Source organism: Pseudoalteromonas sp. T1lg122, assembly GCF_002964825.1.
Taxonomy (GTDB): Bacteria; Pseudomonadota; Gammaproteobacteria; order Enterobacterales; family Alteromonadaceae; genus Pseudoalteromonas; species Pseudoalteromonas gelatinilytica.
Map to the genome: position 1 here is coordinate 12,372 of NZ_PQCG01000005.1, position 14,740 is coordinate 27,111.

Here is a 14,740-nt window from a genome sequence, read left to right on the forward strand (position 1 = left end):
AGTAAAACACTTTGGCATGTGCAAAAGGAGAGATTATGTGTGGAATCGTTGGGGCTGTTGCAGAACGCCCAGTAAATAAAATTCTTGTTGAAGGCCTAAAACGCCTTGAATACCGTGGTTATGATTCGGCAGGTGTGGCTTTACTTAAAGGTACTGAGCTTAACACTGTAAAAGCAGTGGGTAAGGTTGCTAACCTTGAAGCGGCACTGAATGAAGCTGCTGTTAAAGGCACTACTGGTATTGCACATACTCGTTGGGCTACCCATGGTAGTGTAACCGAAGCGAATGCACACCCTCATATTTCGAACAGCGAAATTGCCCTCGTTCATAACGGTATTATCGAAAACCATGCCAGCCTACGCGATGCGCTTAAAGGCGACGGTTATGAGTTTTTATCAGAAACAGACACTGAAGTTATGGTGCACCTTATTCACCAACTTCGCCAACAACACGATACGCTTTTAGCTGCAGTACAGGCTGCTGTGAAGCAGTTTGAAGGTGCATTTGGTACGGTTGTATTTGATAAAGCGAACGACAACGAAATCATCGTAGCGCGCTCAGGTAGCCCACTGGTGATAGGTTTAGGTCTTGGCGAAAACTTTATTGCCTCTGACCAACTTGCTCTATTACCTGTTACACGTACCTTTATTTACCTTGAAGAAGGTGATGTTGCTCGTATTACCCGTGACAGTGTAGAAATCTTTGATGCAAATGGTGATGCAGTTGAGCGCGAAGTGATTGAATCAAACATTACGCAAGATGCATCAGGTAAAGGCGAATATCGTCACTACATGCTGAAAGAAATTTACGAGCAGCCACTTGCTGTACGTAACACCCTTGATGGCCGCCTAGTTAATGACACTGTCGCGATCGATGCCTTTGGCGAAAGCGCTCAGCAAATCTTTAAAGACGTAAAACACGTGCAAATTATTGCCTGTGGTACTTCATACCACTCAGGTATGGTTGCTCGTTACTGGCTTGAACAGTTTGCTGGTGTGAGCTGTAACGTTGAGATTGCTTCTGAGTTCCGTTACCGCGAATCATTTGTACATGAAAATAGCTTACTTGTGACCATTTCACAGTCTGGTGAAACAGCTGATACGCTTGCTGCACTGCGTCTTGCAAAACAGCAAGGTTACATGGCGTCAATGACCATTTGTAACGTGCCGGGTTCATCATTAGTACGTGAATCTGATTTAGCCTTTATGACTAAAGCGGGTGCTGAAATTGGTGTTGCATCAACTAAAGCCTTCACCACACAGCTTGTTGGCTTATTAATGCTTACGGCATCTATTGCCCAAGAAAAAGGCCTAGATCAAAGTGCGATTGTGAATGCAATCAAAACACTTCCTAACAAGTTAGAAGAAGCACTACTGCTTGCAGAGGGCATTGAAGATTTAGCTGAAGAGTTTGCTGATAAGCACCACTCACTATTCTTAGGTCGTGGTTCACAATACCCAATCGCGATGGAAGGTGCGCTTAAGCTGAAAGAGATTTCATACATTCACGCCGAAGCATATGCAGCGGGTGAGCTTAAGCATGGTCCTCTTGCGTTGATTGATGCAGACATGCCAATCATTGTTGTAGCACCAAACAACGAGTTACTTGAAAAGCTTAAATCAAACGTAGAAGAAGTACGTGCCCGTGGCGGTATTATCTATGTATTCGCAGACAAAGACTCAGCGTTTGAATCTGACGAAACAATGCGTGTAATCAACGTAAACCATGTGGATGACGTGATTGCTCCGGTTGTATATACAATTCCGCTACAGCTGCTTTCATACTATGTTGCGGTTATTAAAGGCACCGACGTAGACCAACCTCGAAACCTAGCAAAATCGGTAACGGTTGAGTAAGTTAAAGCATCGAGAGCCGGCTAATTAGCCGGCTTTTTTGTGCCTGTAATTTGCTTAATTACTGTTCATTGATGCAATTTGTATTGCAATTTATTAGGATGGTTAAACACTCTGGCTAAGGATAATAACAATGAAAAAGCGCAGTGTTTTAACCTCTATAGGATTGTCTGTATTAGTGCTCAGCTCGGGGATTACTTATGGGCAATCTTTTGATCTCATCATCAAAAACGCGATGTTGCTCGATGGTCGTGGTGGCAAAGCGGTTCGCGCAGATGTTGGTATTGAAAGCGGCAAGATCACTAAAATTGGTGATATGGCGGCTGACAAAGCTCAACAAGTTATAGATGCCAATGGCAAGGTTGTAGCACCGGGTTTTATCGATTTACATTCCCATGCTGAGCGCTCAATTGCAGAGCTGCCTCGGCTCGATAATTTAGTGCAACAGGGGATTACCACTATTTTGGGCGGTAACTGTGGTTTTTCTCCTGTCGACTTTAAACAATTTTTTGCACAAACCGAGCATTCACCTCTAGGGCCTAACTTAGCCTTATTAATTGGCCATAATGATGTTCGTAAGGCTGTTATGGGTGAAGAGCAACGACTTGCCACTGCTGATGAGCTAAAAGCAATGCAAGCACTGGTCGATAAAGCGATGCAGCAGGGGGCGTTCGGTTTATCGACTGGGCTTAAATATGTTCCAGGTGTGTACTCAAACTTTGCTGAGGTAAAGGTGCTTGCCGAAACCGCTCATGCTCAGCATGGGTTTTTTGCCTCTCATATGCGGGATGAAGGCGCAGAGATTGTCACGGCGATGAATGAAGTGCTCGATGTTGCAAAAGAGACCGGTATTCCTGTGCATATTTCTCATCATAAGCTGATTGGTCATCCAAATTGGGGTGAGAGTAAGCACACTATTCAGATGATCCGTGATGCTCGTAAAGCGGGTTTAGATGTCACCCTCGATCAGTATCCTTACACGGCTTCTTCTACGCGATTTGCTATTTTATTTCCTGCATGGTCATTGGCTGGTGGTCAAGCTGAAGTCGAAAAGCGTCTACACGATCCAGAGTTAAGGCAAAAAATAAAACAAGGCTTGATCAAAAATATCCGAGAAGACAGAGGCGGTGGTGACCCCGCAAGGCTGCAAATAGCGCATTATGCGGCAAACCCTGCATGGGATGGGCTAACCTTTGCTGAAGTTTTAAAACGTGAAGGGCGAGCGCAAAGTATTGATGAAGCCGCTGAACTTGCCATGGAAATTCAAGCAAATGGCGGTGCTCAGGGGATCTTCCACGCTATTAATGAAGATGATGTTAAGTACATCATGGCTTACCCAATTACTGCAATCGCCACCGATGCGGGTGGTTCAGAACTTGGTAAGGGCAACCCCCATCCACGTGGATACGGCACCTTCCCCAGAGTACTTGGTCATTATGTGCGTGAACAAGGGGTAATTTCGTTACCTGATGCAATACGTAAAATGACCAGTTTACCTGCAGCAAGAATGGGCCTCACTGACCGAGGAGTGATAGCAAAAGGCTATGCTGCTGATATTGTCATACTCGACCCTGCAACGGTTGCTGATAAATCAACGTTTAGCGCACCACATAAGTACGCAGAAGGAATTGAGTTCGTCATTATTAATGGCCAAGTCATTAAATCACCGGATGGCATGACGGGTAAAAGCGCCGGGCAAATATTGCGTCATACGCTTTAGTTTATTAATCATTGAATGATAATAAAGCCGGCTATTTCGCCGGCTTTTTTGTGTTTAAAAAAAGTTATAAGTGAATGAAACACCGTATGTTCTTGGGGGAGCATACATGACATCACTGAAACTCAGTTCAGACGTTGCTTTATCTGCTTTACTAACCTCAATTTCTTCATCGAGCAGGTTTTTAGTCCATAACATGACTTCCCATGTGCCATCTGTAGAAACAATACCTATCTGGCTATTCACTAGGTTACTGGTACCAAGTTCGGTGGCTGATAAGTTACGCGCATCGCTTTGAACTTTACCGCGGTACGAATAATCAACCCCAGCAAACAGATCCCAATTTTCAGTGAGCGTGTTTTCATAGTTTAGGCTGACGCTGTTCGTCCATTTTGCGGCTCCCGGAAGTTGGTTACCTGTACAGTCGTCAATGGCATGGCAGTTTTCAAATTCATCAAAGGTTGCATCAGCATAGCCAATAGCCGCATTCACAGCTAATTGCTTCGTTACTCGATAGCTCAATTCAGCTTCAACACCTTGACTGGTTGCCGATGGGCCATTAACGACTCTGTTGGTGCCATTATCGTCAATAACGCGGGTTTGAATATCTGAGTAGTCTAAGTAAAAAGCAGCCATATTTAGACGCATGCGGTGATCAAATAAATCACTTTTAAGGCCTAATTCGTAACTGACAACGGCTTCACGGTCAAAACTCATCTGTGGGTTTAAAGGGTCGCCACCAATTGATTGTAGAGATTGTGGACGGAAGCTATACCCCCCTTCTTTATAGCCTTTTGATACTTTACCGTAAACGTGGTTGTTGTCGTTTATTGTGCCATTTAAGCCGACAGTCCATGATAAAAAGTCATCTTTAAGGGTCTGATTTGTGGCTGGAATATCAATGTAATTGAGCAAGTACACACCCGGCAAAGATGTTTCCCAGCCGCGTTGATAAAAGCTCATTTGTTTTTCTACATCTGAGTATCGTAAACCTAAAAAGCCGTTAATTGCTTGAGTGAAATCATAATTAACATTTGCAAAAATGGCGCTGCTTTTGGTTTGTAATGTGCCGCCATTGATAGGGCCGCTACCCGGTTGTAAGTTAAGGCTCTGTGGGTACGGCTCTGGTAAACCTGTTGGAATGCCATAAATCCCAGTACCACTTAAAAAGTTTTGGTCATTTACAGCTTCATTATCTAAATAGAAAAAACCAGCTACATAGCGTAATGACTGATCCGTTGGGGATAATATCTGAAACTCTTGCGTGAATTGTTCGTTATTTTCGGTTTCGGTACTGAATACGATATCAACGGGAGTTGAGTCCATGTCTGTACCAATGGTTGAGTCGTACACCTTTTTAGCCGTGATGGATTTAAACTCAAACCCAGAATCAAATTGGTAACTGAGCGTTGTATCTAAGCCCCAGTTTTCTCGGCTTACAAAGTAGCGCTCAGGGTTTACAAACACTTCATGAATATCATCGGTAATAAAATCCTCTGGTGTCATGCCACTTGGGTAAAGACCTAAATAGCCAAGACCTAATTCATAGTCAGTGAGTTTATTAGCAAGAGGAATACTCTTGTCTTTTAAATATTCAGCGCTGATATCAAGGGTTAGTTTATCTGTTGGGGTGTAACGAACTTGCGCGCGACCACCATGACGGTCCTGTGTTGAAAACTCGCTGCCATCGGCACTATTTTCAACATAACCGTCTCGAGAAACATCAAACAAAGAAATACTCGCGGCGAGTACGTTTTCGATCAGAGGGCCTGTTAAATACAGGTTCGTTTTACGAAGACCATAATTGCCTAAGTCGACTTTTACTTTACCTTCCACCATATCTGAAGGCTTTTTGGTTGTGATATTAATAACCCCTAAATTGGTATTTTGACCAAATAAAGTGCCTTGTGGGCCACGCAAAACTTCCACTCGCTCAATATTACTGAGTTCTTGGTTGAATCCTGTTGCTCGCGAATACACCACACCATCGACGTACATGCCCATGCCTGGGCTGGTGCCCGAGTTAAATACGCCATTAGGGCTTGATGGAATACCACGCATGTTGATAGTGGTTGTAAATGGAGAAGTGGTGACCATGCTCAAGTTAGGAACAGACTGCTGAATATCTTGAATATTTTGAATATTTCCGCGGTCCATTTGCTTGCTGCCAAGCACTGATATTGCCAGCGGCACTTCTTGCAAGTTTTCACCGCGCTTTTGCGCTGTCACAATGATTTTTTCGAGTGCTAATTGTTCTTGTTGTGCGGTATCTTGAGTTTCAGCTGCTAGGCTCACGATAGGCAACAAGGTTAATAAACTGGTTATTGTTTTTGCCAGTTTGTGCTTTTTAAAATGACCCACCAAGCTCTCCTTTTGAAGCAATTAATTATTATTTTTTTCTGGTAAGTTAATCTTTTAAGCGATAAGTTTTGTTAGTGCTTCCGGCTTTGCAAAATAAGAGAAATTAGTTTTAAAGTTTTTACTGATTTGCAAATTCGGAATATTAAAAAGCCCGTATTTAGCTGCTTTGGCAGCTGTGAGATTAAAATAAAAAGAATAATAAAAGTGTATCACTATGGCATTAAATGCGTTTTTATCTAGCCCTTTGACAATTCAGCCGTTCTCTCTTTTTATCGGCGCATGTATGTGTTTTAGCTTTGGTTTGTCGTTTTTTTTGTGGCGTGCAGGGCCCGGCTCTGCGGGGGCAAAAAATACCATGGCCTTGGTTAGTTTATTGATTTCAATGTTGGCTTTAGCTGTCATCATGCAAGCTGAGATACCAGCCCTCAGAGGGCAAGTGTATTACCTCGTCAGTATTCAAATGCTGACGGGTCCTTTGCTGTATTTTTATGTGTTGTTTCAAACAAGGCCTAATTTCACTCTTCAAGCGACACACTTATGGCATTTGAGTCCGGTACTCATTTTTACACTCATTTGGCATTGGCAAATGCCCGTTGAGCTTAATCACAGTTTGGCTTTACCTTGTTTTAGTAATGAGTTATGCGATGTGTATCGACAAAATCGTTACCTTCATAAGGTGGCTGCTTGGGTCAGCAATTTAGCTTATGGCTTTATCATCATTGGGATTCTTAAATCTTACCAAGTGCAAATTAAAAGACGTTTTTCTAATATCGAAGAGATCAATTTACGCTGGGTCACCATGATTTGCTGGTGCTATATAATCGGTACTCTATTGGCTATTCTATTTGAAGCTGGTCAGTTCTTAGGAAATGAATTTAATAGTGGTCATATGCATGAACTTGCGATGCTGGTGACAACCGTTCTAATTGCTCATTACGGGGTGAGACAAGTAACAATCCACGCTGAAGATAATGAAGAGCCTCGAAACCAGCCAGTAGAAAGCGTATCGAGCAGCAATAAAAAGTACCAAACAAGCAGCTTAACTGAAGTAGATGCTGCTTCACTTTGGCAGCAACTGCAGCAATTGATGGTGACTGAACAGCCATACTTAGAGGCGGGTTTAAAGGTGAGTGATTTAGCTAAGCGTTTAGATGTCTCAGTGAGTCATGTATCCGAAACCATTAACGGTCATGCAGGGTTATCGTTTTACGATTTTATTAATAAGCAGCGAATAGAAGCCGCTATTCGCATCTTAGAAGATCCTAATAAAGCCCATTTATCAGCGACTGAAGTTGGCTTTGAGGCTGGTTTTAACTCGGCTTCAACCTTTTACAGCCACTTTAAAAACTATCAAGGTTGTACGCCTAAACAATATCGCAGCAATCAAAGTGCGGCTACTGTGAGTTTAAAAAGCTAAACCCACAGTGTGGGTTTAGCGCTTAATTAAAGGTTTTGATCACTTTGCTTGATTAAGTAGCTATAAAATTGCACCGCTTTAGTTAAGTTCTCGATGCTAATTTTTTCATTTGTACCATGGAAACCGGTTAGCTCTTGTGAAGTGAGCGTCATGGGTAAGAAGCGATAGCTATCGTCAGCAACTTGTTGGTAGCGACGACTGTCTGTCCCCCCTACTGTTAACCCGGGTACAACTACCAGATCGCCATGAATGCTTTGTGCAGCATTAGCAAGTAGTTTAAATGCAGGGCTTTCGCTGCTTGATACGGGTGATGGTTCAAATTGTTCAACAATGCCAATCTCAATACGAGGGTCATCAATCACTGCATTTACGTAGGCAATGATACTCTCGACGGAATCGCGTGGGTGAATTCGAAAGTTAACTTTTGCTTTAGCTTCGATGGGTAATACGTTTGATTTCTCACTGCCCGATAACATAGTCGGTGCTGTGGTTGTGCGGAGCATGGCATTAGCAGAGCTCATTTCACTCATTTTATTTTCGATAAGTGAGCCAAATAACCATTGGTTGGCAAATAACACACGGCTTGAAAAAGGCATATGACGAGCCATTTTATCGTAAATTTGCGCCGAAATACCTTCAAGACCACCGGGCACTGGGGAATTTTTTAAGTTTACAATGGCTTGCGCTAAGATACTCACTGCCGTTTCTGAGGGAGGCATTGAGCTGTGACCACCCTTGGCATGTGCGATTAGCTCAAGGGTTAAATAGCCTTTTTCGGTGACGTTAATACTTGCCACTTTTGGCTCTACACCAGGGATCATACCATCAAGTACAAATGAGCCTTCATCGAGTGACCATTCAAGGGCAATAGCTGCATCAGCAAAGTAATCAGCAATTGCTGCAGCACCATATTTACTACCAATTTCTTCATCATGCGTTAGCGCAATATAAACATCTCGCTTGGGGCGGTAGTCTTGTGCAAGTAAATGAGTGATCGCTTCCATGAGAGTAATTGCTGAGCCTTTATCATCAAGTGTTCCGCGCCCCCAAACATGTTCACTATCAATGGTGCCAGCAAAGGGAGGGTGGCTCCATAATGACTCTGTGCCGGCAATGACCGGAACGACATCATAATGAGCAGATAATAAAATCGCTTTGTTATGCGCCTCGCTACCACGCCAATGAAAGAGCAAGGTGTAATCATTAAACTTTTTTAACTCAAGTTGTTGGTGAACATCGGGGTATGTTTGCGCTAGCCAAGATATAAATGCGCTAAACTGCTGGTAATCAATATCAGAACGATGCTCTTTTGAAATCGTTTTAAATTGCACCGCTTGAGATAAGTGTTCAGCAATCTGCTGACTGTTTACAGCAATATTTGCTTTAGGGATTGGGGTGATTGCTGCGGGTTTGAATTGCCAAGTGCGAAATAACACAATCGCAGTTAGCAGTAGCAAAGCCGCTACAAAGCAGATGAGTATTTTTTTTATTGTCATGATTTATTTCACTATTTAGAAAAGTACTGAGTGAGTGAAACGTAAAAATGGCTGGTTTACTTCCGGTTTTGCAAACTGAGAATAAATTCTATAAAAAACTACTTTGGTTGTTGGTTGTTGGTTGTTGGTTGTTGGTTGTTGGTTGGAGGTTAAGTCTCAGAAAATGGTGCTCTTTTTTTCTTTGTTTGTACCTGCAATTCTGTTAGCTTAAAAAATTACCAATTTTTCTTAAGGATAAGTCGTGCGACTATTTAAGTTATTCTGTATTAGTGGTTTTTTACTCTGTACTAGTCTTGTAATGGCTGAACCAGCTGCAGATGATGCCGTTACACATTACAGCCAACATACGCATACTATCGAATCAAGTAATCTTAGTGAGCAACGCACTGTCGTTGTGCAATTACCTAAAAGCTATCAAACACATCCAAACAAAAAGTATCCCGTTATTTACCGTTTAGATGGGGCCGGTAATTTACCCTTAATTAATGCTGTGCTAGAGCGCTTACAAGAAAATGATCAAGCGCCAGAGGTGATTGTAGTTGCGATTGAAAGCACTAATCGACTTAGAGATTTTTATCCGTCAGTGAACAAAGAACCACAAGGGCCTGTTGGCGAAGGCGGTGGTGCAGCAAAGTTTTTAGCTTTCGTAGAGCAAGAACTGATGCCTTTGGTTAATAAACAGTATCGTACTCATGATTATAGAGTTATTGCCGGAGCCTCAGCTGCGGGTGTACTTGCTCTTTACGCTATGCAGGCTGAGCCTGAGTTATTTCAAGCGCACATTGCTTATAGCCCTGCGGTATGGTGGAACTATGGCGCCCCGGCTAAGAGTCTAAATACCTTTGTTACTAAAGCCAAAAGTATTAACAGCTATGTATATATGAATATCGGCGAAGAAGCCGGCATTATGCGCGAAAGATACGATGATATGCAGCAAACATTGCAAAATAGTAAGGTGCAAAATCTGCGCTTTAAGAGCGATGCCTTTGCAGGCGTTTCGCATAACCTAACCTCAGCCGCTGGGGCATTTAATGCGTACCATGGCTTATTTTTATCTAAAGATATGCCTTTGAGTGCATTGGGCGATGATGTTTCATCAATTGATGCCTATTATCAACGTTTATCTCAGCAATGGGGCGAGCAAATAGCGCCACCAGACCGCGCTGTTAGGTTGCTGGGTTACAGCTTAACGGATAACCAGCAATTTGAGCGGGCTATTGAGGTGTTTAAGTACAATATCAAAAACTACCCTAAATCAGTGTATGCACTATCAGCTTTGTCATATGGCTATGAAATGCAAGGTAATACTCGCCAAGCATTAATTCAAATCGAGGCTGCAATCGCTGTTGCAGATGACTCGTATCCCTACCCAGATTACTTAAAAGAAACAAAAACGAGGTTACAAGGGCAGCTATAGTTAAGCTGCCTTAAACAAATCAATGGTCTTGGTGATAATAGCTTAGGGTTTGTAGGGCAAGCGCAAATACATCTGCGCTGTTATCACCATTAACGTTTTTAACCACAGTCACCGCGCGTTGATGATCAACACACATAATGGTCATGGTAATGCCACCCATACTACCGCCAGAATGCATTACAGCGTGTGGCAGGTCGGCCATCAAGGCTTGTAGTTCAGTATTATGTTGGTATTTTTCTCTTTGTTGATAGTTTTTGAAACCTGTCATCCAACCGATACCAAAATCGACCTGTTCACCATTATTGAGAGTGGCTGGGGTAAACATTTCATCCACGGTGGTTGCTTTTAGATAATTGCCCTGCGTGTGAGCTACTGCAAACTTGACGATATCACTTGGCGTTGCAATAAAGCCACCGCCTGCCCATTTATAGCTGTGATCGGTCTGCGGTGAGTTAATTAAACGGCCCTGATCAACGCTATAAGGTCTTGCTCGATGTGGGATCAGGGTAAACTGCTCATCAAAATATGTGTCGTTTAACTTGAGTGGCGCGAAGACTTCTTGTTCGATAATTTGTCGAAAGTTGCGTTTCGGATCAGCGCCTTCCATCGCAGCGCTAACTAATGTCCAAGCAAATGTTGAATACTGCTGTTTGGTGCCCGGCTCAAACAGTAGGGGATCATTTTTAAACATGGCTAAAGCGCTATCAATATCGCCATACCATTTGTTGAGTAAAAATTCATTGGCGCCTTTTTTGTAATGGCGGATCCCTGCGGTATGTGACGCGAGTTGGCGCAGTGTTAAAGCTGCATGTTTTTCTGGCCAGTTAGTTACATAGTCGGTTACAGGTTTGTCTAAGTTAATCAACCCCTTGTCGTAAAGGCGCATCATAGCGGCAGTGGCAATAAGTTTAGAGACACTGCCAATGCGAACCTTATGCTCGGGACTCATTAAAACTTGATTTTCGATATCGGCAAAACCATAACCCTTTGCCGCAATTATTCCTGATTTATCGGCCACTGCGACAGTAATGCCCGGCACCGTTTTCGCACTCACCGCCGATTGAAAGGCGGCATCAATCGCTTGTGGTAGTTCAGCTGCACTAGTGACATGGGTAGCCATCAATAGAGGTAGGCTGATGAGCGAGCGAGCTATACGGTGTTTGAGCATGGCGGCATCCTTTTTGAGTAACTTTGCAGTCACTCTTGTTATTATTTTTAAGGCTTTTTTAGATTGCTCAAATTTTCTCTAGATGACAACCCATAGGCGCTTAATTGCACATTTTTCACGTTGTGATGAACATTTAAAAAGAGCGTAAATAATAACGATTGATTATTTTTTAGTTGCTTTCACTTTTTAAGGTGTTTACAATCGCCGCGATTTTAACCATTCACACACTGTAGAGGAGTAAACAATATGACTTATACAACTTGTTCCTTTGCAGGTCGTTTTCTTGCCTAGCTCGAAGCTATTTTTTTATTAGCTTTTCAAAGCTAAGCCTGATCAATTAATCAAAGACCTGCCAAATCATTTTTCGTTAGCATTTTTCTATTGCAGAGAAAGGAATTGGTATTATGGGCAAGTCCGTCCAAAAACTTACTGATAACGTTAGCCTTATTGCGTCTAAAGAGTCGTGGATTGAAGGTCTAGCAATACAACAATTAATTAAAACTTCTGAATTACCTGGTATGCACGCTGTAGCGGGTATGCCCGATTTACACCCAGGTCGAGGTTACCCCATTGGGGCTGCCTTTTTTACAGAAGGTAGAATTTACCCCGCTTTAGTGGGGAATGATATTGGCTGCGGTATGTCGCTTTGGCAAACCAATACTAAGTTAGCCAAGTTAAATGTAGATAAGCTCGCAAAACGCTTAAGCGATGTTGAACAGCCGCTAGATGAAAGTTGGCACACATTAATTAGCGAGCGAAAACATGAACTAGCTATCACACAAACTGGTTTTGATAGCGCCCTTGGCACCATAGGTGGTGGCAATCATTTCGCTGAATTTCAGGCGATTGAAGAGGTGTTTGATCAACAAGCCTTGCTTGCTTTAGGCCTACAACCTAAACAATTGCAGCTATTGGTGCATTCTGGCTCTAGAGGGTTAGGGCAAGCTATTTTAGTTAAGCATATTGCAGAGCATAACCATGATGGCCTTGAGGTAGAAAGTGGTGCCTTTACAGGTTATATGGCCAAACATGACGAAGCACTGCGTTGGGCTCAGTTAAACCGAGAACTGATCGCACGGCGTTTTTTACAAGCTATTCGCGCTGGTGGCGAACAGGTTTTAGATGTGAATCATAACCTTGTAAGTCAATCACAGATTGCAGGACAAGCAGGCTGGTTACATCGAAAAGGCGCCACACCCAGCGATCAAGGGGCTGTGATGATCCCGGGCTCTCGCGGTGATTACAGTTACTTAGTTAAGCCAACGGCTGAGCAAAACGTAAACTTACGCTCCCTTGCACATGGCGCTGGTCGCAAATGGAAGCGTGGAGAATGCCAAGGCCGTTTGAGTCACAAGTTTAAAAAGGAAGATTTATATCGCACTGCGTTTGGTAGCAGGGTGATCTGTAATGATAAAACGCTGCTTTATGATGAAGCACCACAAGCTTACAAAGACTGCCAAACAGTTATTGATGACCTTGTTGATGCTGGGCTGGTTACTGTAATTGCCAAATTAAAGCCTGTGCTTACCTTTAAAACACAAGGAACGTGCGGATGATCTTAGTGCAATTATCGTCAGGGGCGGGTCCTTTAGAGTGCTGTAAAGCGGTGGCTATGGCTGTTAAGCGCCTTGAATGTGATGCTAAAGCGTTAGCTATTAAGATGAATACTCTTGCTGTAGAGCAAGCTGAGCTTTCAGGCTGCTACAAATCGGTATTGCTTGAATTAACCGGTGCTGAGCCGCAAATTTTAAAACAGTTTGCGCAGCAATGGCATGGCTCGATGTTGTGGGTTTGTCAAAGCCCATTCAGAGCGAGGCATAAGCGTAAAAACTGGTACTTTGGCGGTCAACTATTTGAAATAGCAGAGCAAAAATTTGATAGCGAGATCCGCTTTCAGCAATGCCGCGCAAGTGGCGCGGGAGGCCAACATGTAAACACCACTGATTCGGCTGTTCGTGCTACCCATGTTGCGACAGGAATTACTGTTCGCGTAGAGAGTGAACGAAGTCAGCATGCGAATAAGCGTTTAGCCCGAGTTTTGCTAATGCAAAAACTGGCAGAGCAAACTCAGCAGGCTGCAAGCCAGCAGCAAAAGTCGCGGTGGCAACAACACAATGAGCTGCAACGGGGTAATCCGATTCGTACGTTTAAGGGCCCTGAGTTTAGCCAGACTCACAAAGGAAAAGGACATGGAAAACTGTTGATACCCAAACCACCTCAAGATGCGAGTTTCAGTTGGAATTAAAAGCGATTTAGGCAAGGCATTGATTGCAAGTAATAGTGGTTCTATTGTTAAGATCAATAACGCAGTATAAATCGCTTTTAAACCAACCCGTTGGGCGCTTCACAGGCACTTACTCTCATCGTTGTTACTTCTTAAAAGGGACTGCCATTCTTGCAAAGTAACGCCTTGATATTAAGCACCTGTGAAACGCTGAATTCTGCATTTTGAGGTGGCTTGGGTATCTATGTAGCCGTAACCAGTGGCGTAGCCCAACGGCAGAAAAGGTATTCAACCAATACAATGGCATTAAAGCCCGCTCTGCAGGCACAAGCCCACGAGCAAGGCACACGGTAACAACTGCTGATATTAATTGGGCAGATATAATTTTTGTGATGGAACATAAGCATAAACAACGCCTTAAAGCGCAGTTTAGCCGTTTATTGCAGCACAAGCCGATTCAGGTACTCGATATACCCGACGAGTACCAATATATGGATGAGGCACTCATTGAAACTTTAAAGCAGTCAGTCGATCACTATTTCGACCACACTGCATAATAAATAAAACGAGGATAGAACGATGTAATTCCATCAAGGCACAGCAATCCAAACACTTATAGTGACACTACTATGAGTACGTACTGCTGTGTCTATTTCTTTGAAAGTTAATGAATCTAGCTACTAATTAGAGTAGATATGGAGAAATATGATGAGAATTAAATATCCTCGTACCCCACACCTTCCATGGTCATTAGGGGCTACGAATGACGACGTAAAGCAACGAGATTTAAGCCATTTTGTCGGCAAACAAGTTGTGGTCACGGAAAAAATGGATGGTGAAAATACCACCTTATACAATGACTACATTCATGCAAGATCGATTGATAGCCGCTTTCATCCATCGCGCGCTTGGGTAAAAGCACTGCAAGTACAAGTAGGTTATAAAATACCAATCAGATGGCGTATTTGTGGTGAGAACCTTTATGCAAGGCATTCAATCTCATACAACAATTTGCCAAGTTATTTTATGGCTTTTTCTGTGTGGAATGAGCTCAATCAGTGTTTAAGTTGACAAGACACTAAGCAGT

At 43.0% G+C, this 14,740-nt stretch carries 11 protein-coding genes; 8 read left to right on the forward strand and 3 right to left on the reverse strand.

The annotated features are described in order from the left end of the window. The first annotated feature begins 35 nt into the window (after positions 1–35). The gene (gene glmS / locus C2M33_RS04345) at positions 36–1,856 is read left to right on the forward strand and encodes a glutamine--fructose-6-phosphate transaminase (isomerizing) (RefSeq protein ID WP_105173837.1); all 1,821 of its coding nucleotides are present in this window, start codon (positions 36–38) and stop codon (positions 1,854–1,856) included. Positions 1,857–1,986: 130 nt separating this feature from the next. Then, positions 1,987–3,573, forward strand: coding sequence for an N-acyl-D-amino-acid deacylase family protein (locus C2M33_RS04350; RefSeq protein ID WP_105173838.1), 1,587 nt, complete (start codon positions 1,987–1,989; stop codon positions 3,571–3,573). Positions 3,574–3,627: 54 nt separating this feature from the next. Here the strand turns inward: C2M33_RS04350 and C2M33_RS04355 are convergent, their stop codons facing one another. Next, the gene (locus C2M33_RS04355) at positions 3,628–5,931 is read right to left on the reverse strand and encodes a TonB-dependent receptor (RefSeq protein WP_105173839.1); all 2,304 of its coding nucleotides are present in this window, start codon (positions 5,929–5,931) and stop codon (positions 3,628–3,630) included. 214 nt (positions 5,932–6,145) lie between these two features. Between C2M33_RS04355 and C2M33_RS04360 the strand changes: the two genes are divergently transcribed. Next, complete coding sequence (locus C2M33_RS04360) at positions 6,146–7,348, forward strand: helix-turn-helix domain-containing protein (RefSeq protein WP_105173840.1); 1,203 nt, start codon at positions 6,146–6,148, stop codon at positions 7,346–7,348. Positions 7,349–7,374: 26 nt separating this feature from the next. Here the strand turns inward: C2M33_RS04360 and C2M33_RS04365 are convergent, their stop codons facing one another. Further along, positions 7,375–8,844 (reverse strand): M20 family peptidase, encoded by a 1,470-nt coding sequence (locus C2M33_RS04365; RefSeq protein ID WP_105173841.1) that lies wholly within the window; start codon positions 8,842–8,844, stop codon positions 7,375–7,377. A gap of 298 nt (positions 8,845–9,142) precedes the next feature. On the opposite strand from C2M33_RS04365, the gene C2M33_RS04370 reads away from it, so the two are divergent. Beyond that, positions 9,143–10,261, forward strand: coding sequence for an alpha/beta hydrolase (locus tag C2M33_RS04370; protein WP_105173842.1), 1,119 nt, complete (start codon positions 9,143–9,145; stop codon positions 10,259–10,261). Positions 10,262–10,280: 19 nt separating this feature from the next. On the opposite strand, the gene C2M33_RS04375 is transcribed toward C2M33_RS04370, so the two are convergent. Next, positions 10,281–11,429, reverse strand: coding sequence for a serine hydrolase domain-containing protein (locus tag C2M33_RS04375; RefSeq protein ID WP_105173843.1), 1,149 nt, complete (start codon positions 11,427–11,429; stop codon positions 10,281–10,283). 404 nt (positions 11,430–11,833) lie between these two features. On the opposite strand from C2M33_RS04375, the gene C2M33_RS04380 reads away from it, so the two are divergent. The 4 genes from C2M33_RS04380 (at position 11,834) to C2M33_RS21280 (ending at position 14,724) form a co-directional block, all read left to right on the forward strand. Then, on the forward strand, positions 11,834–12,985 hold the full coding sequence (locus C2M33_RS04380; protein WP_105173844.1) for an RNA ligase RtcB family protein: 1,152 nt from the start codon (positions 11,834–11,836) through the stop codon (positions 12,983–12,985). Next, the gene (gene prfH, locus C2M33_RS04385; RefSeq protein WP_105173845.1) at positions 12,982–13,674 is read left to right on the forward strand and encodes a peptide chain release factor H; all 693 of its coding nucleotides are present in this window, start codon (positions 12,982–12,984) and stop codon (positions 13,672–13,674) included. Before C2M33_RS04380 ends, prfH begins: the two co-directional genes overlap by 4 nt. A 203-nt stretch (positions 13,675–13,877) precedes the next feature. Further along, positions 13,878–14,210 carry a low molecular weight protein tyrosine phosphatase family protein gene (locus C2M33_RS04390; protein WP_054563017.1) on the forward strand — a complete coding sequence of 111 codons (333 nt, stop codon included), beginning with the start codon at positions 13,878–13,880 and terminating at the stop codon, positions 14,208–14,210. A gap of 148 nt (positions 14,211–14,358) precedes the next feature. Further along, positions 14,359–14,724 carry an RNA ligase family protein gene (locus C2M33_RS21280; protein WP_233999103.1) on the forward strand — a complete coding sequence of 122 codons (366 nt, stop codon included), beginning with the start codon at positions 14,359–14,361 and terminating at the stop codon, positions 14,722–14,724. Positions 14,725–14,740: the final 16 nt, after the last annotated feature.

Excerpts from the sequence above, each read along its gene's own strand:
- C2M33_RS04380 (WP_105173844.1), top strand. The coding sequence starts at position 11,834 with ATGGGCAAGTCCGTCCAAAAACTTACTGATAACGTTAGCCTTATTGCG.
- C2M33_RS04365 (WP_105173841.1), bottom strand. The coding sequence starts at position 8,844 with ATGACAATAAAAAAAATACTCATCTGCTTTGTAGCGGCTTTGCTACTG.
- C2M33_RS04370 (WP_105173842.1), top strand. The coding sequence starts at position 9,143 with ATGGCTGAACCAGCTGCAGATGATGCCGTTACACATTACAGCCAACAT.
- C2M33_RS04375 (WP_105173843.1), bottom strand. The coding sequence starts at position 11,429 with ATGCTCAAACACCGTATAGCTCGCTCGCTCATCAGCCTACCTCTATTG.
- prfH (WP_105173845.1), top strand. The coding sequence starts at position 12,982 with ATGATCTTAGTGCAATTATCGTCAGGGGCGGGTCCTTTAGAGTGCTGT.
- C2M33_RS04350 (WP_105173838.1), top strand. The coding sequence starts at position 1,987 with ATGAAAAAGCGCAGTGTTTTAACCTCTATAGGATTGTCTGTATTAGTG.
- C2M33_RS21280 (WP_233999103.1), top strand. The coding sequence starts at position 14,359 with ATGATGAGAATTAAATATCCTCGTACCCCACACCTTCCATGGTCATTA.
- glmS (WP_105173837.1), top strand. The coding sequence starts at position 36 with ATGTGTGGAATCGTTGGGGCTGTTGCAGAACGCCCAGTAAATAAAATT.
- C2M33_RS04360 (WP_105173840.1), top strand. The coding sequence starts at position 6,146 with ATGGCATTAAATGCGTTTTTATCTAGCCCTTTGACAATTCAGCCGTTC.